A 21,267-nucleotide genomic window follows, 5' to 3' on the forward strand; every position below is an offset into this window, starting at 1 on the left:
GGCTTGTTCAGCCTTTAGAATCTCAGGCCAGACCTGTGTGAGAATTTGTAGAAATTGCAATGTGACTTGCCAATGCGCTGCAAAATTATCTGGGACCAATTTACTGAGATTTTGAAAATTGTGTTCTTCTGCATAGATTTGATCGAGAAGGGCAGACAGATCTTCAGCCAGATGAAGTCCTTGAAGCGTTGAGGGAACATATTCCTTTGCTTCAACCAAAAGGCGCGTTAAGATCAAATGTCTGCGAAAAGGCGAAAGGCCATTTGGTAATGTCAGCAGTTGATTCATAATGCCAGAAGATGAATCATGATGCGCCATGAGCGGTAGAATATCGTCGTTTGAGAGATCTCCCAGCACCAAGATACGCGGCAGAATCATCGACTGATGAGGCGCCTCATCAAAGAAAGCTTCTTTGAGAGCCCTGCAAGCTCTGCGTGTTGGGAGCACAATTGTTAAATCTTTTAGATCAGAAGGTCTTTTTCCAAAACGTTCAAAAATCCCTTGAATCAAATCAGAGAGAAAAGGCCTGTCAATAGGGATAGTAAGGATCTGATCTGAAAGACTCATCTTATGCAGCCTTTTGTTTCTGTCTTTGAACGATTAATTGCTCTGTTTCTTTGAGTGCTTCTGGGGTGCCAATATGAAACCATTCAGCCTCATAGATAAGTCCAAAGAGGCGATTTTCAGCCTGTGCTTTGTCCCAAATCTCTAAGTTAGAATAGCATTTTTCTTCTTGTGTATTTGGGAAAAGATGCGGAGAGAGAATTTGAATACCAGCATAAAAATAAGGAGCTTCAGCCTCTGTTAAGTTTCTCGTGAGGCGATTTTTTTCATTCAGAAAGTAGTCACCTTTCCCGTCAAGAAAGAAGCATTTTTCTTTCGGAACAAGCCAGAGCAAAACATCCATTTTTTCTGGATCCCATGCCTGTCTCATTTGATCGAGTAAGGAAGTCTGATCAGGTAAAGGCTCAAAGTAAAGATCGCCATTCAGAGCGAAAAAAGGAGCATCTTTTTCGGTCAAGAATTGGCACATTTTCTGAACGCCGCCAGCCGTTTCAAGAATTGTATTTTCATGCGAATAAACAACTGTTTGAAAGCGCCTTTGTTCTTTTTGATGTGCAGCATAGGCCTTGATTTGATCGGCTAAATGATGGCCATTGATAAAGAGCTGGGTTACTTTATTTTGAACTAAAAGATTACAGATGTAGTCAAGAATAGGTTTGCCATTGAGAGGCAGTAGCGGTTTAGGCGTATGGTCTGTGAGAGGCCTCATTCTTTTGCCATAACCAGCAGCTAGGATCATGGCTTGATCAATAGGCCTGTGTTTTTTGATAAAGACGCGGATGGATGAAAAAGGCAGATATGTGTCAAACCAGTTTTTAAGAGCAAAAAATGACTCTTGTTTGAATAATTTTTCAAGGTGAGAGAGAACGCGCGGCAGATGTTTTAAATATCCGCTTTTACCCTTTGTGGTCAGTGTGAGAAAGTTGGATAGAATGCGTAAATGACGAATGACTTTGATGTACTCTTTTTGGTGTTTATAGATAGCGCAATCTTCAGCAGAAAGAGAAGCACAGTAAAGCTCTTCGCAATGTTTTATTATATCAGCTGGGACATCATACCTTGCATCTTCAATTAGGGAGATGAAATCATATCCAAGGGGGCCTATACCTGCATCTTGAAAATCAATAACATAGGTTTCTCCGTCTTTGATCATGAGGTTATCTGCAAAATAATCTCGGAAGATAAAGGTTGATCGCTCACAGTTTATTTGCTCTAAAATTTGAGAAACAATCTCTTTATAAAGTTCTATGGCTTTTAAGGGTAGGTCATGACCCAGAACGATAGGAGCAGCTGTGTCGATCAGTAATTGAGCTTGCTTTTCAAAGTAATCATGACGATAGAGCGGTAAGGGAAACGAGCAATGGGTGATGTCGATCTGGCGTGATTGTATCAACAGCTCAGTTGCTTGTTGATAGAAAGTAGAAAGAGGGGTTTGGTCTTGTTCATAATAAGCATGACCAAGGTGATAGGTGCCAAGATCTTCAAAGAGAATAAGCTGTTCTTTGCTATCATGCGCATAGATTTGCGGCGCTTTGATTTTTGCTTGATGGAGTAATTGTGTTATAAAGAGCGTTGCTTCATAATCCTGCTTTCGAGATTCAAGGAGTAGAATGTAGGATGCCCCTTTTTCTGTTATACATTGCCAAAATTGTTTTGCTGATACATCAGCTGCAAAGGCCTTGTAGCTTAAAGGGCTTTCTTGGAAAAAGGCTTCTATTTTTGAGAGATCAAATGAGGGCTTTGTCATTGAGTCTTTTCCTCCAATCAGGACTACAGGTGATGGTCATTTCTCTTTCTTCTTCGGTTTTACCAACGGCTAAGGTGAGAGTCAATTTTTCAAAAGGCAATGGAATCTGATCAATAAGCAGAGGCCATTCAACAAGGCTTACGCCTTTAAGAGCCTCTTCAATATCGAGATCATAGAGTTCTTCAGCATGATTTAATCTATAAAGATCAAAGTGCCAAAGGGTAAGATTTGGTAAGTGATAGGTCTGAACAAGGCTAAAGGTAGGGCTTGGGACTTCATGAATTTTTGGGTCTAGACTTTGGATAATGAGTCTGGCAAGAGTTGATTTTCCCGCACCAAGAGGTCCATTCAGTGCAATTAAATCAGAGGGTTGCAAGAGCTGTGCAAGTCCTTGTGCAAATTTTTGCATGTCTGATAAAGAATGAATATGTTTAACAATTTTTTTCATGGTGGCGCCTCTAGGTGCCATGGTAAGGGGTCCATGCCCATCCTTCAAGACATTTTTAAAAAATTAAAGGCCACACTCATCTATGTGTAGCCTTTAATTAAGATATGACTGGAATCGATATCTATTAGGAATGAAACTGGAATAACATTCCTAAGAAAATGTATCGGATCTTTTAAGGAGTTTTATGCTGGAGGACATAACTTCCCTTCCGAATAAAGCTATTCTAAGCCTTATACTTATGATCCTATCGCTTTTTTCTGCGAAAGTCAAGATTTTTTTAATTTTGATCTTAAAATCAGGATTAAAAATTGAGTTGAGTACACTTAGGTGTTTAGAGTTAGAGTCTGTTTGAGATACTTCTCTAGATGTTTGATTCTTTTTATGTTTTGTAAATAGGCTGGGTAAATATAATAAAAATTGATTGTGGGAGCTTCGACTTCATGAAATAGGCGGATAAGTCCTTGGTTTTCAGGATTATAGTATGTTGGCAGAGCTCCAATACCAACCCCATCATTGATTGCTTGTAAGATCCCGATAGATGAGTTGACAACAAAAGTTGGTTTGCGAATTTTGTCAGTGCCTATCGTTAAATGCCAATCAGTTTCATTGTTTAAAGTGCTGTCAATCGTGTCAAATGCGCTGATAAGACGATGTTTATCAAGATCTTTAAATTCATAAGGGTGGCCGTATTTTTCTAAATAGGCTCTTGAGGCATATAAGTGAAAATTGACACCAAATAAGAGGGTTTGTTGCAAATCGGGTCTCTGTTCAACATAAGGTCTGATAGAGACATCAGAATGCCATTCTTCAAAAGGTGCATCAGCGTTTCTGCATTTTATAATTAATCTGACATTTTTATAATTATCAAGGAAATCTTTAATTTGATTGGCAATTGCAAAGGCGGCGATGCCTGGCCATGTATCAAGAACAATATCGCCTGAGATTGTATCATCTTGTACATAAAGTTCTGAGACTGCTTGTAAATCGGGAATTGTATTTTTTATACGATCGAACAGCTTTTTTCCATCAGCAGTTAATTTAACGCCAGCTTTATTTCTAATCATGAGTTTGAGTGAAAGTTCTTTTTCAAGCAAAATAATTTGGTTACTAACAGCTGATAAACTGATGTTTAGGTAGAGTGATGCTTTTTTTAAGCTCCCATACTTGACGGCGTAGAAGAATGCTTTAAGATGATCGAATGATAGGGTCATACATGAACTCATCGTGATAATTTAATATTAATTTTGAGAAGTAAAAACTTTATGTGCGCAAATCAGGATAACAGATTTTTTTATGACTTGTCCCCAGAAAATTTTATCACGGAGTGTTTAGCAGAAAACGCTGGTCTAAGTAATAATATTGATATTGAATTTCTATTCAAATTTATCGATTTTGAGCAGTCATCCTGCATTATAGATTGCGGTGCTGGTGAAGGTCGTGTTGTAGACTATTTGTTGAAAAATAAATCTTTTCATCTAATATCGGCGGTTGAATATGCAGCATCAAAAATTTCTGTTTTAAATGCAAAATTTAGGCAATGTGAAATAGTGCAAATCAAACATGAGAATATTCTGAATTTTAGTGAACCACATGATTATGCAATTCTTAGTTTCTCATTCTTATTAGAGTTTGATAAGCTTGAACAGGATTTGTTGATTAAACATTTGGATAAGATTATTTCTCAGAAGGTATTTATTGATTTACCTCTGTTTAAAGGAGATCAAAATGGGCAATATTTATCAGGTCAAAGGATGTGTCTGGAAGAAAATTGGGGAAAAACAGAGGGCTATTTTCCACAAAAATACGAGATCTTAGAATACTGTGAGAATACAGATTTTAAAATCGAGACTATCGAATTATATAGAACTGATAATGGACGAATACGTGAATTGTATGTTCTTTCAAAGAACCTTCCGGTAGATGTATGAGTTGTTGAGTTTTCCATCTCGCGATTTGACGATTTTTGGATCGGTATGGATTCTTGAAAAGCCCATTTTTTCATAAAAGAGGGGTGCTTGATAGTCCATTGTGCTCAATTCTGCGACTTGAGCGCCTCTTTGTTTTAAGTGTTTAAAAGCAAAATTCATGACTTTTGTACCGAAACCTGTGCCGCGAATCGTAGAATCAATCCAGAAAAGATCAATATCAGCATGAGGAATGAAAACATTTTCTGTATGGATTTCTCCGAAGAGCCCACCTCTTACATATCCGTTTTTACGAATAAAAATACCGAATTTAGCAGGCGGGAGATCGTCAGAATCATCCTTTTCAGGAACCCAACTGCAATCTGGCATATCTATAGGGGCATCTGGGTAGAGGGCTGGTCCAGGGATTTCTTTGTAGAGACGCTGTTCATATTTGTTGTTTTTTAAATGATGAAATGAGCCGGTCAATATATAGCCATATTCTAGAAGGGTTTTTGTGAAATTATTTTGATCCTTTTTCACATTGATATAGAAGCGATGGACGCCTTTACTGAGTGAGATCATTTCAAGATCATTCAAAAAAGACATGGTTTTCTGAAGGCCCGTTTTTTTGAGAAGATGATCAAGCGAAAGAATTGTTGCTTCTTGAAATTTTTCACCAATGGGTGCTTCTAAAATCGGTGTATAAAGCGTTATTTCTGACATTGTTTCTTCATCTATCATGTCATCATTATAGAGCCCGAAACCATCGTTGATTTTTAAGCAGTCTGAAAACGCAGCAATTGGAGAAAGCGTTATTTCAAGATCTCCAGGAACTTTGAATGGATCTTTATAACCAGGGATCTGGATCCATTTGCTTTTCTCAAACCAGAGCGTCTCACCGCGGGCTGGATTTAAACAATTATCCAAGAGAGGATCAAACCAGAAATTTGTCCTTCTATGTGCTGGAGAATCGAAAGTTGGCGTATGAGTATGGGTTGAAATCTCACGGGCTTCTGAAAGGGCTTTTGATGAGAAAGGTAACAAATGTGTCATTGAAATATCCTGCTGCAATATGATATCAATATAGATTAATTTTTATAAAAAAGCAACAGTTAAAGATATTTCCGGTAAAGGTAGCCATTGTTGAGTTTACCATCTCTGGTGACTAGAATGTTTGGATCCGTCTGTATTTTTTGAAAACCCATTTTTTCATAAAAAAGCGGGGCCTGAAAATCCATTGTACCAAGTTCAACAACCTCTGCGCCTCTTTGTTTGGAATAGTCAAAAGTAAGATTGATGATTCTGCTTCCAAGACCCGTTCCGCGAATAGATGGATCTATCCAAAACGTATTAAGGTATGTATGTGGAATAAAAGCACCCTCAATATTTGGAAGACAAAAGAGCCCCCCTTTGATTTTTCCTTTTTTCAGGGTGTAGATGCCAAATTGTTCAGGCGGTAGAGATTGATCTTGAGAGGCCTGAATCCATTCGAAGTCAGTGTTTTCAACAGTGAGATTTGGAAGAAGAGCTGGGTTTGGGAATTCTTTATAAAACCGTTGTTCGTAGGTGTTTTTTAAAAGGTGGTGAAATTCACCAATCAATTGATATCCATGATTAAGCAAAGACTTTGTAAGCTCGACCTGTTCTTGGACAACAGGGAAAAGAGGGCCCATGGCTCCTTTTCCATTTTCGATATTTATATAAGAACGACGGACGCCTCTAGATGAAATATCTGTTTCTGCGCGGTTTAAAAAATTCATTGTGCGGGCAAGGCCAATTTTTGATGTAAGTTCAGTCAGTTCAAAAAGAATAATAGCTTGAACGGTGAGAGCAACAGGGCTCACAAGATAAGGTGTTTTTAGCAGGATACTGTGTAAATTTGCAGTATCGAGTTTTTCATGCGTATAGGTCATCAGCCCAGCATGCATTTTGAAATAGTCACTAAGAAATGCAATCGGTGAGAGGCTTATTTCAAGATCTCCAGGAACTTTGAATGGATCTTTATAACCAGAGATCTGAATCCATTTGTTTTTTTCAAACCAGAGCGTTTCGCCTTTTGCCGGATTTAAGTAATTATCCAAGAGGGGATCAAGCCAGAAATTTGTCCTTCTATGTGCAGGAGAATTGAAAGTTGGAGCGTGGTTGTGTGTCAAAACCTCACAGGCTTCTGAAAGAGGATGAGTTGTAAGAGATAATAAATGAGTCATTGAAAAAACCTCATATAAAATAAGGTTCAGTATAGTCTAATGATCAGAAAAGACAAGGTTTATTTAGCCTGTAGAAAAGGGTCGGCGAATATTTGTTTTGATGGAATGCCGGCCATAAAGGCTTTTGTCTTTAAAGGGTTCACCATATCAGGTGCGCCGCACAGGTATAAATGGATGGAGGATTTGTTCTGTGGGAGGGATTCGAGCAAAATGGCTTGAAGATCACCTGATTGGTATGATTTATCAGGAGGGCCGTTTAACACACATGGCGTGTAGATGAAATTTTGATGGTCTTGTGATAGTGCCTCTAATTCTTTGACAAGATAGAGCCCTTCTGCTGATCTTGCGCCGTGGAAAAGTTGAATTGTGCCCTTATGTCCTTTGCGCAAGGCTTCTTTAATAATACCGTAAAGCGGGGCAAGGCCCGTACCAGTGCCTGCGAGAATTATTGAGGCTTCTGGTTGATTCTCTAGATTATAAAAACAAGAACCTGTTGGCCCAAAAAGATTGACTTCAGTGCCTATATGGGCCTCATTTTGGAGCCAATGACTCATGTGACCCTTGTTTAGAAGACGAATATGGAGATCTATATAGCCATCGAGCATTGGATTGTTTGCAATGGAATAACTGCGCGCAAGTGACGCATCTGTCATCAGTGTGAGATATTGACCTGGTTCAGCTTGAAATTCTGTGTTTGGTTTTATTTTGAGGTTGATGATTTCTGGTGTGAAGAGAGATTTGCTAACAATAGTTGCTTTTGTATTGAGGCCTGCATCTGTTAGGTTTTGGATTGCCAGATCCGTTGTTGGGATGCATTGGCAAGCTAAAAAGAGGTTTTGCTTTTTTATGTTTGGTTTTAGTGAGGCCTGTGCTTTTTGGGGGATTGATCCTGATGTTGCTTTCATGAGGCATGATTCACAAACGCCAGATTTGCATGAATGAGGCACAGTGAGATCATGCCTTAAAAGACAGTCAAGAACTGTCTCTCCTTCATGCAAACTATAGGTGTTTTCATTAAAATGTAATTTCATCGATTTAACACATCGTTACGTACAGAGTTAGCGAGAGCTGCAACTTTTTCAATGTCAGTTTCAGCAGCACCCAATTCTCTCAGTGTATTACCAAGATGCTCCAACACAATATCAACGTGAGAATCATTAAGCCCGCGTTCAATGAGATGCTTATGACCATCGCGCATGTTTTTGCCTGTGTAATTGTTTGGTCCGCCAAAGACCATGGTTAAAAAGCCTTTTTGTTTCGCAATTTGTGTTTCCATATCTGTTGTATCAAAGAAATAATTCACACGATTATCACTCAGCATTTTACGATAAAAAATATCAACAGCCGTATCGATGGCAGCGGCACCGCCTAGTTTTTCATATAAAGTTGTCATCTGCTTTCCTTTCTTATTTGATTGTTTTGAGTCAGAGTGAGGCTGGCTAGAGTTGTTTTGTCCAGCACGGTCAGAAAAGCATCAGTTGCACTATGCAATGTATGCTTTAAAGAGCAGGTATTTGTGATGCGGCAGGTATTTTTTGCATTGTTAAAACATTCCACAACATGGAAATCGGGTTCTGTTTGCCGTACAATTTGGCCAATTGTAATCTCGAATGGTGATTGATTCAGACAAATCCCGCCGTTGCGGCCTTGGATTGATTTTACATAACCAAGTTGTGCAAGCTGGTGTACAACTTTGACCAGATGAGGTTTTGAGATTCCATACCACTCAGCGATTTCAGTAATGCGGCAGAGTGTTTCCGGACATTCAGCAAGATAAAGCAAAACACGCAAAGAATAATCGGTAAATTTGGTGAGATTCATGGTTGGTTCCAGACTGATTAAAACATATATTTAGAATATATGTTTTAGAGCGATTGTCAAGAAATTTATCCATATTTCAGATGACAGAGAAAAAATTATGGGTTAGGTTAGAGGATGTATGAATTGACGAAATGTAAGGTTGGAAATGACAGAACATAAGACAGATGTAGCAATTATTGGAGCGGGGCCGGTTGGTTTATTCGCAATATTTGAGTGTGGGATGATGAAACTCAAATGTCACGTTATTGATTCTCTTGAAATGATTGGCGGACAGTGCGCCGCTCTTTATCCTGAAAAACCAATTTATGATATTCCGGCACATCCATCTATTTTAGCAGAAGATTTGATTACAAAGCTACATGAGCAGGCTGCGCCGTTTGGGCCTCATTTTCATCTGAATGTTCAAGTGGTTGAATTACAAAAACAAGAGAGCAGTCGTTTTATTCTGACTCTTTCGAATGGTGAGAAGATTGATGCCGGCGCTGTGATTATTGCAGCTGGCGTTGGTGCTTTTGGCCCCAAAAAACCACCCATGGATCATCTTGAAGATTTTGAAGCTCATTCGGTTTTTTATTATGTGAAAAAGCGTGAAGATTTCAGAGGTAAAAAAATTGTGATTGCTGGTGGCGGTGATAGTGCGCTTGATTGGGCGATTTCTTTATCAGAAGTCGCAGAGAAAATAAGTTTGGTTCACCGACGTGATAAGTTTAGAGCAGCGCCTGAGAGTGTAAGCAGAATGCATCAATTGGTCGCTGAGGGGAAAATTGATTTTGTGGTTCCTTATCAATTAAAGAGCCTTGAAGGTAAGGATGGGCATTTATCGCATGTGGTGATTTATGATTTAGAAGGGCATGAGAAAAAAATTGAAGCTGATGCTTTGCTTCCCTTCTTTGGACTTTCGATGAAATTAGGTCCAATTGCCGATTGGGGGTTGAATCTTGAGAAAAATCATATAGTGATTGATCCGGCATCCTGTTCAACGAATGAACCTGGCATTTTTGCCATTGGTGATATTTGCCATTATCCAGGAAAAATGAAGCTTATTTTATGTGGCTTTTCAGAAGGGGCGATTGCTGCTAAATCAGCTTTTGAATATATGTATCCGAATGAAGTGGTTCATTTTGAATATTCAACAACCAAAGGCGTTCATGCGATTGATGAACCGGTGGTGCAAGCTGGGTAATTGCAGATTATTTCTGATACCGAAAGCAGCTTGTGAGGTGATCATTCACCATGCCGATGGCTTGCATATAAGCGTAGATGATTGTTGAGCCGACAAAGCTCATGCCGCGTTTCTTTAAGTTCTTTGAAATAGCATCGCTTTCTTTTGTCTTAGCAGGAACATCTTTCATGTCTTGCCAGTGATTGACAATTGGTTTGCCGCCGATAAAATTCCAAATATAGCGATCAAAGGAGCCAAATTCTTCTTGAATTGCTAAGAAGGCAATTGCATTTTTACGTGCTGTAAAAATTTTCAGTCGATTGCGGATGAGTCCTGGGTTTAATAAAAGAGCCTCAAGTTCTGCATCTTCCATTTTGGCAACTTTTTGAGGGTCAAAAAAATGAAAGGCTTCTCGGTAAGCCTCACGCTTTTTTAAAACGGTTTCCCAGGAAAGGCCGGCCTGGGCTCCTTCAAGAATGAGCATTTCGAAATGCTTGGTATCATCATGTACAGGGACGCCCCATTCATGGTCATGGTAGTCGTCATAAAATGCTTTTCCACGTCCTGCCCAAGGGCAGCGAATTTTATCGCGCATCGCTGTTATTCCTGATTTAAATTTGGTGGAGCCAAGGGGGATCGAACCCCTGACCTCTACAATGCCATTGTAGCGCTCTCCCAGCTGAGCTATGGCCCCAATATATACCAAACACCATTTTAAAATTCTATCGCTTCGCTCGTCGCTTATGTAGGTGAACTACACCGCGCTCCTCGCTCATAATATAATTTTATCTGGTGTTTGGTATGATTTATATAGCATAGATCACTCGTCTTCGTTTTCATCTGACGGGATGAATTGATCTGGCTCGTCATCAAAGTCTTCATCGCTGATGCTAAATCCATCATCGATTGTTGAGAGAAGTTCATCATCTCTTGCAAAAGCTGTGTTGATATCGTCAGCATCCTCTGCAAAATGTGGAATTTTAGATTTTCTAGACTTAATGATTGAATCAGCATTAAATTCTGTACCACATTTCGGGCAATGAGGTGGTTTTTTTTGCATATCATAATATTTGATACCGCATTCGGTGCAAATTCGTTTGGTACCCCATTCTTGTTTGATCATGCTCGTTCCCTTCAACTTGGACAAATTTGAATTAATGCCATCCTTTTTTACACACTTTTTTGGATTTGTCAAAGAAAACTAACTGAATTGATAAATTTTTTTCTATTGTGTCTTTTGGCTTATTTTTTGTTCCCAGGCATAGGCAGATTGAATTATGGTTGGCAAATCATGATATTTGGGGGTCCATTTTAATTTTGTTCTGATCAAGTTTGACTGAGCTGTTAATGAAATACTATCTCCTTCACGGCGAGGTGCCAGTGAAAAATCAATTTTTTGATTGCTGATAGATTCTGCGACAGAGATGACTTCTTTGACTGAAAAACCTTGATTGTAACCGCAATTGAATGTGATAGATTCTTTTGTTTTTTCAAGATGTTGGTAGGCGAGGTAGTGTGCTTCTGCAAGATCAGTTACGTGGATGTAGTCTCTGACACAGGTTCCATCAGGCGTTGGGTAGTCCGATCCGTAAATATCAATTTTGGGTCTCTTTTTGGTGAGGACTTCGCAAATGACTTTGATGAGGTGGGTGGCATTTTTTGTGAGTTGGCCTGTTCGGAGATTAGGGTCAGCGCCAGCAACATTGAAATATCTCAGAGCACAGTAAGGAAAAGATTGGCTAAGTGATAAGTCTTTTAGGAGCCATTCAACCATAAGTTTTGAGCGACCATAAGGTGAAATGGGGCCAGTTGGTTCAGTTTCAGAAATGGGGGAATTGTGATCTGGAATACCATAAACAGCGGCTGTTGATGAAAAAATAAAATTCTGAACTTTGTGCTTAAGGCAAGATTTGATAAAAATTTCGGTATTGATAAAGTTATTTTCATAATACTTGAGAGGATTTTGCACAGATTCAGATACAACGACAGAGGCTGCAAAATGGAGAACGCCACTAATTGAGTGTTCTGAAAAAATTTTATCAACCAATTCTGTATTTTGAATATCGCCCTTATAGAAGATTGTTTCTGAGGAAAGAGCGCTTAAGTGTCCTTGACTCAGATTATCAAGCACAATCACTTTAAAGCCTTGGTCTAAAAAATAGTATTGGACATGTGATCCGATATATCCAGCGCCACCAGTTATAAGAACTGTTTTACTCATTTATGTCTCCTGTATGAAAAAATAGAATTATATTAGGAATTTCTTTATTCATTCTTTTATAAGATTTAGAGTTAGGATAGTATAAAAAGATAAATGAAAAAGAAAAAGGAAAAAAAATGAAGTGCTCACGAATTAGAAAACCCACGTTTCTTTTATGTTCAGTATTAGCTGTGTGTGTTTTGTTGTCAGGATGTTTTGGATCAAGACCTGAAATGACGGGACCAACATCGCCTATGTATATCATAGGGCCTGGCGATGATTTGAATATTTTTGTTTGGCATAATCCTGATTTAACAACAACGGTTACTGTGCGTCCCGACGGGAAAGTCACAATGCCTTTGATTAATGACATGCAGGCTGCTGGAAAAACACCAACACATTTCGGAAAAGATGTTGAAAAAGTTCTCGCAAAATATGTCCAAGAGCCGATTGTGTCAGTGATTGTGACAGGTTTTGTTGGGCCATTTGATCAGCAGATTCGTGTTGTGGGTGAAGCTTTTGAGCCTAAATCAGTTCCGTTTAGAGAGCATATGACAGTTCTTGATTTGATGATTGATGTGGGTGGTCTTACAGAATATGCTGCGGGTAATAGAACAAAACTCGTCAGACGTGTTGGAAGTGAGCAAAGAGAATATACTGTTAAGTTAGACGATTTACTCAAAGATGGCGACATAGATGCAAATGTTTATGTTTTCCCCGGTGATATATTGATTATTCCGCAATCCTATTTTTGAGAATGAGTTGTTTGTGGTTTATAACATAGGGGTAGAGTAGATGGATGAGATTAAAGAACAGGTTCTAAATGTTCTCACAATGATGTGGCAACGTAAATGGTGGGCTTTAGGAGGAATTTGGGCTGTTGGTATTATAGGTTGGATTATTGTGGCATCAATTCCCAATGTTTATGAATCTAAAGCCCGTATTTACGTTGATACAGAAACATTGCTTAAGCCTCTTTTACAGGGATTATCAGCAGAAAGTGATGTGAAGTCTCAGGCATTGTTGATGCAGTCAACTTTGCTGACAAGGCCAAATATTGAACGCGTTATTAGAGATACAGATTTAAATCTGGAAATAACAGATGACAAGTCAATGGAAACATTGGTTTTAGCTTTGATGAAAAATGTTAAGATCATGAGTAATGGTGATAACTTATTTGAGATTTCATATCGGAATGCAGATGCAAAATTGTCTCAAAAAATTGTTCAGGCTTTTTTGAATATTTTCGTTGAAAACAATCTTGGTGATAATAGAATTGATTCGCAAAATGCAAGAGGCTTTATTGAAGCGCAGCTGAAACAATATCAAGATAAGATTCAAGAAATTGAGAAAAAAATTGCAGATTTTAAAGGTAAAAATGCAATTTATATAGGAAATCAAACCTATTCAACTCAATTAGATCAGACAAGAATAGATTTTCAGACAATAACAGCTGAGCTTGGGAGTTTAAAGGCAGCACTTGCAGATATGCAAGAACAAGAAAAAACATTGCCTCCTTTTGTCAATGGATCAGGGGCTGGTGATCAGAAGAGTGGTCCCAGAGGAACCCTTGCAAGTCTTGAAGATAGAATTCATCAAACGGAGGAATCTCTTGATCAGCTGATGCTTCAGTATACGCCTGAGCATCCAGATGTGGTATCAACAAACCGTATTCTCAAAAAATTAAAAGAGGAACATAAGGATATTGTTGATAAAGTATCAAGAGGTGAAATTGATGATTCTATTATTGTAGAACAAGTTCCTAATCCTGTTATTGATGAGATTCGTAAAAAAATTGCAGAGCAACAAACAGCAATTGCAGTGAAAGAGAATGATTTGAATCGCTTAACGGGTCAGTTAGAACAATTGCAGAAGGTGTCAATTGAGGCTCCACAAGTGGAAGCGGAATATTCTGATTTGGTAAGGGACTTAGGTCTTTATGAAAAGAACTATCAAGATCTTTTAGCAAAACGTGAGTCTGTTGCGATTGGTCAAGCAGCAGTTGCGACCCAGACGAATCAATTTAGGATTATTGATCCGCCTACAGTGCCTTTAACCCCAGTTGCTCCGCTCAGATTTGCTTTATATCTGGCTGTTATTCTGGTCGCAATTGGAGGTGGTGGGCTTGTTTCTTATCTAAAAGTTGAGCTTGAGAATACTTTTGTATCTTTAGCGCAGCTTCGTGAGGAATATGCTCAGTTAGTGATTGGATCGGTGTCAATGTTGGATTTACACCATGAACAGGTCGATGAGAAAAAAATGCAAATCGTTTTTGTGGCTCTTTGTATTTTATTTCTTTTGATTAGTTTAATTCTAAGCGCAACGGGCGCTCATTTTCCTCATGATGTTGCAAAGGGGTAGTACATGTCAGATTCAGATAATAAAGATAATAAGCCAAAAGACTTAATCAGTAAATTTGCTGAAAAACTCAACTTACAAATGGGCAAAAAGAAGCAAGAGAGTGGCATTTCAGATGATCAGTCATTGCTTGAAAAGGCAACAGAGAAATTAGGTCTGAACCTTTCGAGTAAGAAAGCGGCTTCAGTAGAGTCAAAACAAATAATAGACTCTAATGCTGAGATTGAGTTACAAAGCTCCAGCAAACAAAAAGCAACCAAGCCAAAAGCTCAAGGTGCTTCTTCTAAGATTGAGTTGAAGGATGATTTTTATACAAAGTCTCAAAAGATATTTTTGAATTTTCCGGGATTGCAAGAAGAGGGGATTATTAACCCGATGGGTGAAAGAACCGCAATTGCTGAAGAATTTCGTCTTATTAAACGACCCATTCTTTTGAAAGCTTTTGAGGCAAAGAAAGATCTTATCAGTACGAAAAATAAAGATAAGTTCAATAATTTGATTTTGGTAACAAGCTCAGTTGAAGATGAAGGCAAATCTTTCACCGCAATTAATTTGGCGATGAGTATGGCTTCTGAGAAGGATATCCATGTTTTATTTGTTGATTGTGACATGCATACAAACTACGGACATAAATCTTCAATGGATATGCTAGGCGTTGAAAATCAGAAGGGATTGCTGGATGTATTGCTGAATCCTGAACTTGATATTTCAGATGTTCTTGTGAAAACAAACATACCAAACTTGACATTACTTGCGATTGGTAAGCAGCGAGATGAAGCAACGGAGCTTTTAGCAAGTAAAAAAATGTCAGAACAAATTTGTGATATTGCAAAAAGGTATCCGGACCGGATGATTATTCTTGATACGCCACCTGTTCTGGCAACGAGTGAAACGGCTGTTCTAGCGCTTTATGTTGGACAAATTATCTATGTTGTGGAGGCCCAAAAAACATCGCGTAAACTTATTCAGGAAGGCTTGAGACGTTTATCATTCTGTAATAATATAAGTATTGTTTTTAACAAAGCTCAGAAAACAGTTTCTGATGTATTGATGAGTTCCTATCATCGCTATGCAACAAAAAAGAATACTTACTCTACCTATTCTTATGAACCAAAAAATGTACAATGAAAAAAAAATAAGAATGAAATATCCTTTCCTGCTTCTGTCGTCTCTTGTGAGTGTTGAGTTTTTTGTGTTATCGCAAGAGGCTAATGCAAGGCTGTATATAACGCCCTCAATTGATTTTAGTGTTGCGCATACTGATAATGTGAGTAGTGCGCCCACAGGTCAGGAAAAAAGTGATACGATTTTAACAACCAATCCAAGGGTATTTATTGAAAATAAAGCCATGAGATCCGATTTTACGATCGATGTTGGCTATACTTTTGAAGAATATCTTAGAATGGATGACTTTAGTGGTAATGATGCTCAGTTGGCTTCAACATTTTGGTTTGCAGTTGTTCCGAATTTTTTTGATATTGAGGCAAATGCTTCTTATTCACAGATTTCAAAGGGAAATCCAAGAGATAACGTTACAGCAAATAACAGGGTGAGTCTTGATACAGGCGGGTCAGGTTCGACACCTTCTCAAAGTTCATCTATTTTCTTGTATGATATCTCGCCTATTTTTTATACTCATCACGGGGAATGGGCAGAATCAGAAAATAGATTTAAATATTCTGAGTCAAAAGAAAACCCAACTCAGAGCAAATCAAAAGATGCAGCCAATAATATTGGTGGACTTGATACAAAAACTTTTTCTTTTGACCAGAACATTGGATCAAAATCAAATCTTAGTCGCCTCAAGTCAACATTGACAAATCATTTTTCCCGCACAAGACAGGCTGGGACACCTACACGTATTGTGAAAGAATGGACGTCAGATCTTGCAAATGAAGTTATGATCCTAAGACCTTTTGCATTGACTTATAGGCCGGGATGGGAGCATCACAATGATACAAGTCAAAATGTAAGCAATTTGAATGGTTTTTACAATTATTATGGGTTTCATATTCAAGGGCGTCGTTCGGATATCTTGGTTGAAAGAGGTCGTAAATATAAGGCTGACGCTTGGAATATCAATTCACAGTACGAGTTAACGCCTTTTGTTAATTTAACCGCAACTTACACAGATCAAACAGAAAATCAATCCCTTGAGCGATTGAATAATTTAACAAATTCAACAAATGTTGGGGCAGGTCTTTCTTTTGATCCGCTTACAGGGCAGTTTGTCAATGTGGCCACGAATGAATTCCAGGGGCTTGGTAATAATATTCGTGCACGAGACCTTGAGCTTGGTATGGATATTTTGAAGGGGCGTAATACATATCACTTAACTGCTTCGGTTCAGAAATCAACTTCTGCAACATCAGGCACAAGCTCGAACGGGAATGAGACAATTAAAACATATCGATTAAACTATATCAGAAATGTGACTGATAAGGCAGATTTTAGTGCAGGTGGATCATATGAGAATGATGCCACAACGGGATCAGATACAAGAAAAACATGGCGGTTTGACACAGGTTATTCTTATACAGTGTCAGAAAAAGTAACAGTATCTATTGACTATTATTATGTGATTCAACGACGAAAACCAATTGCTGAAAAAATTAGAGAAAACTATGTTAGTATATCTTTAGAGAAGCAGTTTTAGGGAGACAAAAAATGTATAACGAATATTTCGGGTTTACAGCGCTACCCTTTCAATTAACCCCAGATCATCGTTTTTTTTATGACAGTTCTGAGCATCGGAAAGCGCTTGCTCATTTGACGTTTGGTTTGCATAATCCTGAGGGATTTGTTGTAATCACAGGGGAGGTCGGTGCGGGTAAAACAACCTTGATTGAGCATTTATTATCAAATCTGGATGCCGATGAATTTATTGTTGGTAAAATTGTGACAACCAATCTTGATCCTGAAAATCTTTTGAAAATGATCGCTTATTCTTTTGGGGTTGAGGATATTGGGGATGATAAGTATCTGATTTTACGACATCTTGAAGAGTTTATGCGTTCTGCTCATAGTCAAGGAAAGACGGTTTTGTTAATTGTTGATGAAGCCCAAAATCTGCCGTTTACTGCTATTGAAGAATTACGAATGCTCTCAAACTTGCAGGTAGGGCATCATGCGCCTTTACAATTTATTTTGATGGGACAACCTCAATTAAGGACAATGCTTGCTTCTAAAGATTTAGAGCAGTTACGTCAGAGAGTCATTGCATCATATCATCTGAAGCCATTAACGGCTGAAGAAACTGAAGGATATATTATTCATCGACTAGAGACGGTTGGATGGAAAAAAAGACCGTCATTTACCCATGATGCTTTTAAAGCAATTTATAATGTGACAGGGGGCGTCCCTAGACGCATTAATACACTTTGTTCAAGACTTTTACTTGCTTCTTACTTAGAGGAGAATGATGAAATTTCTGAACAGGTTGTGGAGCGTATTGCGCAAGAACAAAATTCGGAATTAAGTGATGATAGTGTGCAGACCATTAAAATGAATGCAAAAGAAAAGTCATCGCCGCCAGCTAAAAAAACAACAAAGTCAATGTCACAGTCAAAAAAATTGGCTTTAAAAGTGAATGCCATTGAAGAAACAATTAAAAACTTTGAAACTTTCTTAAAAGAACATCTTGAACCCAAATCATCCTGAGAGCCCAAATGACCCTTTTGTTGCATGAGAGTAAGGAAAATTATGATCTCAAAATGCAAGGGCATTATCAAAAGTCATTGTTGAATGCGATGACTGTCGATGTGGAGGAATATTTTCAAGTCTATGCGCTTAGCTCAAAAATCAACCGAGACGATTGGGCATGGATGACCAGTCGCGTTGTGGATTCTATGCAGAGAATTTTGGATTTGTTCTCTGAGCATAATGTAAAAGCAACATTTTTTACCCTAGGCTGGGTTGGAGAAAGACATCCTGAATTAATAAAACAGATGGTTGCAAAGGGACATGAAATTGCCTCACACAGTTATGATCATCAGCGGATTGATTCCATGGATGCAGATCAATTCAGAGAAGATGCCAGAAAATCAAAACAGATACTTGAAGATATTTCAGGTCAAAAAGTCAAAGGGTATAGAGCGCCGACTTTTTCGATTGGTCGCAAGACGCCTTGGTTTTTCGACATTTTGGCAGAAGAAGGCTATATGTATAGTTCAAGCATTTATCCTGTTCAGCATGATTTGTACGGAATGCCAGATGGGCCAAAATCTTCTTATAGGCCAAGATTTATAGAGACTCCATTTCTTGAGATCCCAATGACAGTGATGTCTGTTTTTGGAAAAAATCTTCCAGTAAGCGGAGGTGGTTATTTTCGTCTTATACCTTATCCGTTGTTTCGTTTTTTAACGAAACAAGCACGAGGACAAAATAAACGTCCAACTATTTTTTATTTTCATCCATGGGAGATAGATCCAAAACAACCACACATCCATGATCTTCCGTTAAAAGCGCAGTTTAGACATTATTATAATTTAGGGATGATGGAAGAAAAGCTGAGAATGCTATGTCGTGATTTTGAATGGGATCGCATGGATAAAGTTTTTCAGATAGGAGTGACCGATGCAAGTTAAGCTTTTAACTCCAGATAAGCAGAAAGCATGGGATGACTTTGTAACAAATCATCCAAAAGGTACATTTTTTCATTTGTCAGCATGGCAAGATGTTATTGAAAGCGCTTTTAACCAAAAAACACATTATCTTTATGTCGAGGCTGATGGGGCCATAGAGGGAATCTTGCCTCTGACGTTTGTGGATAGTCCTTTTTTCACGAAGGCTTTGATTTCAAATGCATTTTGTGTTTATGGTGGTCCGCTGGTGAAGAGTCAAAAAGCTGCAGATCTGCTCGATCAAGAGGCGATTCGTTTGATGAATTCTCTTGGCGCCCGGTATCTTGAGTATCGGCAGAAAGAGAAAGCACATATAGATTGGGCTTGTAATGATAGTTTATATGCAACTTTTGAAAGGCCAATCTTGCCAGATGAAGAAGAAAATCTCTTGTTGATTCCGCGGAAGCAAAGAGCTGTTGTGAGAAAGGCTCTTGATGGTCGTGTTAATTTAAATTTTGTATGGCAAGATAATGTTGATCAGTTTTTTAAAATTTACTCACAAAGTGTTCGAGATCTGGGGACGCCCGTTTTTCCAAAGACGTACTTTCAGGCTCTGAAAAAAGTGTTCCAAGAGGATTGTCAGATTTGTACAGTCTATTCAGAAGAGGGAGAGGCTTTGACTTCACTTGTGAGTTTTTATTTTCAAGAGAGTGTGTTGCCTTATTATGGTGGTGGTACTAAAGCCGCTCGCAAATATGGGGCCTATGATTATATGTACTGGAAAATTATGGATGATGCACGTATGAAGGGTTTAAAACTTTTTGATTTTGGGCGAAGTAAAGTAGGTACAGGCGCCTATGATTATAAATGTAATTGGGGGTTTGAGCCTAAGCCTTTGGTCTATGAGTATCATTTAGCTCAAGGTCAAGAATTGCCAAATATGAATCCACTCAATCCTAAATATCGATTGTTTATTGAAGGATGGAAGCGCTTGCCATTATGTGTTGCGAATCATCTGGGTCCTATGATCGTTCGGCAAATTGGATAGGTGATGGAAAAAGAACATCTTCTCTTTTTGGTGCACCGTATCCCATATCCGCCAAACAAAGGGGATAAGATTCGATCTTGGCATATTTTACAGAATCTAAGTGAGGTTTATCATGTTCATGTGGGTGGATTTATAGATCATGAGCCGGATTGGGTCTATGTGCCAACTATCGCTGCGATTACAAAGAGCCACTGTTTTTTACCTCTAAAGCCTTTACAGGCAAAGATAAGGTCATTGAAAGCATTGATCACAGGTAAAAGTTTGACAGAATATTATTTTTTTGATGAGCGTCTTGCAGAATGGGTTGAGGAAATGCGCACAATGCACCATATCAAGAAGGTTTTTGTTTTTTCATCAGGCATGGCATCCTACATTATGAATGAGGGGTGGATAGATGCCATAAAGGTTATGGATTTTGTGGATGTTGATTCAGATAAATGGGCGCAATATGCAATGCAAAAATCATTTCCTTTGTCTTGGATTTACAGGCGTGAAGGCAGAAAATTACAGAGTTTTGAGAAGAAAATAGCACAATTTTGTACAGCAAGCCTTTTTGTGTCAGAGAAAGAACGCAATTTCTTTTTAAGTCAAAATCCTGATCTAAAAATGAAAACTGTAAAAGCTGTGATGAATGGTGTTGACTTGTCCTTTTGGGATTGGGAATTGTCTTTCCCATCACCTTATCCTGAAGGGAAAGAAGTTATTGTTTTTTCTGGCGCAATGGATTATTGGCCAAATATTGATGCTGTGACATGGTTTTGTCAAGATGTTATGCCTATGCTCCGTAATGTCTTGCCAAATGTGCTTTTTGCGATTGTTGGATCGAATCCAAGTCCTGATGTAAAAGCGCTGGTGAATGAGGGAAATATTTTAGTAACCGGGTCCGTTACGGACATAAGGCCTTATATCTCTCATGCGAAAGTTTCTGTTGCACCTATGAGAGTTTCACGTGGTATACAGAATAAAGTGTTAGAGGCAATGGTTATGGGTAAGCCTGTCATTGCGACTCACTTAGCTCTTTCTGCTTTAGAGGACCTCTCTTGTGAGGCAATGACAGCAGATGAGCCAGCGAAATTTAGAGATTCGGTCCTCAAATTGCTGAATGATGGTGCACAACAAGAAAAGATAGGAAAAAAAGCACGTTTGTTCATTCAAAAAAATTATTCATGGGATCTAAGTCATCGAGTGATTCGCGCCCTTTTTGAGAATAAATAATAAATTTATTTTATTTTATTTTAAAATG

21 protein-coding genes and 1 tRNA gene are annotated in these 21,267 nt (G+C 38.4%); 10 read left to right on the forward strand and 12 right to left on the reverse strand.

From position 1 onward, the window contains the following. Positions 1-568: 568 nt before the first annotated feature. From KBF71_00410 to KBF71_00420, 3 genes are all read right to left on the reverse strand, one after another. A complete protein-coding gene (locus KBF71_00410) occupies positions 569-2,311 on the reverse strand; it encodes a phosphotransferase (protein ID MBP9876782.1) in 1,743 nt (580 codons plus the stop codon). Then, complete coding sequence (tsaE, locus tag KBF71_00415) at positions 2,292-2,720, reverse strand: tRNA (adenosine(37)-N6)-threonylcarbamoyltransferase complex ATPase subunit type 1 TsaE (GenBank protein MBP9876783.1); 429 nt, start codon at positions 2,718-2,720, stop codon at positions 2,292-2,294. The genes KBF71_00410 and tsaE overlap by 20 nt, the downstream gene beginning before the upstream one ends. Before the next feature lie 362 nt (positions 2,721-3,082). Further along, the gene (locus KBF71_00420) at positions 3,083-3,970 is read right to left on the reverse strand and encodes a LysR family transcriptional regulator (protein ID MBP9876784.1); all 888 of its coding nucleotides are present in this window, start codon (positions 3,968-3,970) and stop codon (positions 3,083-3,085) included. Positions 3,971-4,021: 51 nt separating this feature from the next. Here KBF71_00420 and KBF71_00425 point away from each other — a divergent pair, with 51 nt between their 5' ends. Continuing rightward, entirely contained in the window at positions 4,022-4,687 is a 666-nt protein-coding gene (locus KBF71_00425; GenBank protein MBP9876785.1) for a hypothetical protein, read from the forward strand. Here the strand turns inward: KBF71_00425 and KBF71_00430 are convergent. From KBF71_00430 to KBF71_00450, 5 genes are read right to left on the reverse strand one after another with little or no spacing between them, the layout of a single operon-like run. Next, positions 4,661-5,719, reverse strand: coding sequence for a GNAT family N-acetyltransferase (locus KBF71_00430; protein MBP9876786.1), 1,059 nt, complete (start codon positions 5,717-5,719; stop codon positions 4,661-4,663). The two genes, KBF71_00425 and KBF71_00430, sit on opposite strands and share 27 nt — an antisense overlap. A gap of 59 nt (positions 5,720-5,778) precedes the next feature. Next, positions 5,779-6,873: a GNAT family N-acetyltransferase gene (locus tag KBF71_00435; GenBank protein ID MBP9876787.1), complete on the reverse strand. Its 1,095-nt coding sequence runs from the start codon at positions 6,871-6,873 to the stop codon at positions 5,779-5,781. A gap of 59 nt (positions 6,874-6,932) precedes the next feature. Then, positions 6,933-7,904 carry a 2Fe-2S iron-sulfur cluster binding domain-containing protein gene (locus KBF71_00440; GenBank protein MBP9876788.1) on the reverse strand — a complete coding sequence of 324 codons (972 nt, stop codon included), beginning with the start codon at positions 7,902-7,904 and terminating at the stop codon, positions 6,933-6,935. Further along, entirely contained in the window at positions 7,901-8,266 is a 366-nt protein-coding gene (locus KBF71_00445) for a group 1 truncated hemoglobin (GenBank protein MBP9876789.1), read from the reverse strand. Before KBF71_00445 ends, KBF71_00440 begins: the two co-directional genes overlap by 4 nt. Beyond that, a complete protein-coding gene (locus KBF71_00450; GenBank protein MBP9876790.1) occupies positions 8,263-8,694 on the reverse strand; it encodes an Rrf2 family transcriptional regulator in 432 nt (143 codons plus the stop codon). The genes KBF71_00445 and KBF71_00450 overlap by 4 nt, the downstream gene beginning before the upstream one ends. A gap of 145 nt (positions 8,695-8,839) precedes the next feature. On the opposite strand from KBF71_00450, the gene KBF71_00455 reads away from it, so the two are divergent. Continuing rightward, positions 8,840-9,877: an NAD(P)/FAD-dependent oxidoreductase gene (locus KBF71_00455; GenBank protein ID MBP9876791.1), complete on the forward strand. Its 1,038-nt coding sequence runs from the start codon at positions 8,840-8,842 to the stop codon at positions 9,875-9,877. 7 nt (positions 9,878-9,884) lie between these two features. Here KBF71_00455 and KBF71_00460 read toward each other — a convergent pair whose 3' ends face one another. The 4 genes from KBF71_00460 to galE all read right to left on the reverse strand — a co-directional run bounded on the left by KBF71_00460 (position 9,885) and on the right by galE (position 12,077). Then, positions 9,885-10,451 carry a DNA-3-methyladenine glycosylase I gene (locus KBF71_00460; protein ID MBP9876792.1) on the reverse strand — a complete coding sequence of 189 codons (567 nt, stop codon included), beginning with the start codon at positions 10,449-10,451 and terminating at the stop codon, positions 9,885-9,887. 23 nt (positions 10,452-10,474) lie between these two features. Further along, positions 10,475-10,550, reverse strand: a tRNA-Ala gene (locus KBF71_00465). 126 nt (positions 10,551-10,676) lie between these two features. Then, positions 10,677-10,979 (reverse strand): TIGR02300 family protein, encoded by a 303-nt coding sequence (locus KBF71_00470; protein ID MBP9876793.1) that lies wholly within the window; start codon positions 10,977-10,979, stop codon positions 10,677-10,679. A gap of 102 nt (positions 10,980-11,081) precedes the next feature. Continuing rightward, positions 11,082-12,077: a UDP-glucose 4-epimerase GalE gene (gene galE, locus KBF71_00475; protein ID MBP9876794.1), complete on the reverse strand. Its 996-nt coding sequence runs from the start codon at positions 12,075-12,077 to the stop codon at positions 11,082-11,084. Positions 12,078-12,193: 116 nt separating this feature from the next. Between galE and KBF71_00480 the strand changes: the two genes are divergently transcribed. The 8 genes from KBF71_00480 (at position 12,194) to KBF71_00515 (ending at position 21,239) form a co-directional block, all read left to right on the forward strand. Continuing rightward, entirely contained in the window at positions 12,194-12,811 is a 618-nt protein-coding gene (locus KBF71_00480) for a polysaccharide export protein (GenBank protein ID MBP9876795.1), read from the forward strand. A gap of 40 nt (positions 12,812-12,851) precedes the next feature. Beyond that, positions 12,852-14,417 carry a hypothetical protein gene (locus KBF71_00485; protein MBP9876796.1) on the forward strand — a complete coding sequence of 522 codons (1,566 nt, stop codon included), beginning with the start codon at positions 12,852-12,854 and terminating at the stop codon, positions 14,415-14,417. Positions 14,418-14,420: 3 nt separating this feature from the next. Beyond that, positions 14,421-15,542, forward strand: coding sequence for an AAA family ATPase (locus tag KBF71_00490; GenBank protein ID MBP9876797.1), 1,122 nt, complete (start codon positions 14,421-14,423; stop codon positions 15,540-15,542). Positions 15,543-15,555: 13 nt separating this feature from the next. Further along, positions 15,556-17,070: a hypothetical protein gene (locus KBF71_00495; GenBank protein ID MBP9876798.1), complete on the forward strand. Its 1,515-nt coding sequence runs from the start codon at positions 15,556-15,558 to the stop codon at positions 17,068-17,070. Between the two features lie 11 nt (positions 17,071-17,081). Further along, complete coding sequence (locus tag KBF71_00500; GenBank protein ID MBP9876799.1) at positions 17,082-18,074, forward strand: XrtA-associated ATPase; 993 nt, start codon at positions 17,082-17,084, stop codon at positions 18,072-18,074. An 89-nt stretch (positions 18,075-18,163) separates the two neighbouring features. Continuing rightward, the gene (locus tag KBF71_00505; protein MBP9876800.1) at positions 18,164-19,000 is read left to right on the forward strand and encodes a DUF3473 domain-containing protein; all 837 of its coding nucleotides are present in this window, start codon (positions 18,164-18,166) and stop codon (positions 18,998-19,000) included. Then, entirely contained in the window at positions 18,990-20,024 is a 1,035-nt protein-coding gene (locus KBF71_00510; GenBank protein ID MBP9876801.1) for a FemAB family PEP-CTERM system-associated protein, read from the forward strand. The genes KBF71_00505 and KBF71_00510 overlap by 11 nt, the downstream gene beginning before the upstream one ends. A 3-nt stretch (positions 20,025-20,027) precedes the next feature. Further along, positions 20,028-21,239: a TIGR03087 family PEP-CTERM/XrtA system glycosyltransferase gene (locus tag KBF71_00515; GenBank protein MBP9876802.1), complete on the forward strand. Its 1,212-nt coding sequence runs from the start codon at positions 20,028-20,030 to the stop codon at positions 21,237-21,239. Positions 21,240-21,267: the final 28 nt, after the last annotated feature.

The organism is Alphaproteobacteria bacterium, from assembly GCA_018063245.1.
Classification (GTDB): Bacteria; Pseudomonadota; Alphaproteobacteria; order JAGPBS01; family JAGPBS01; genus JAGPBS01.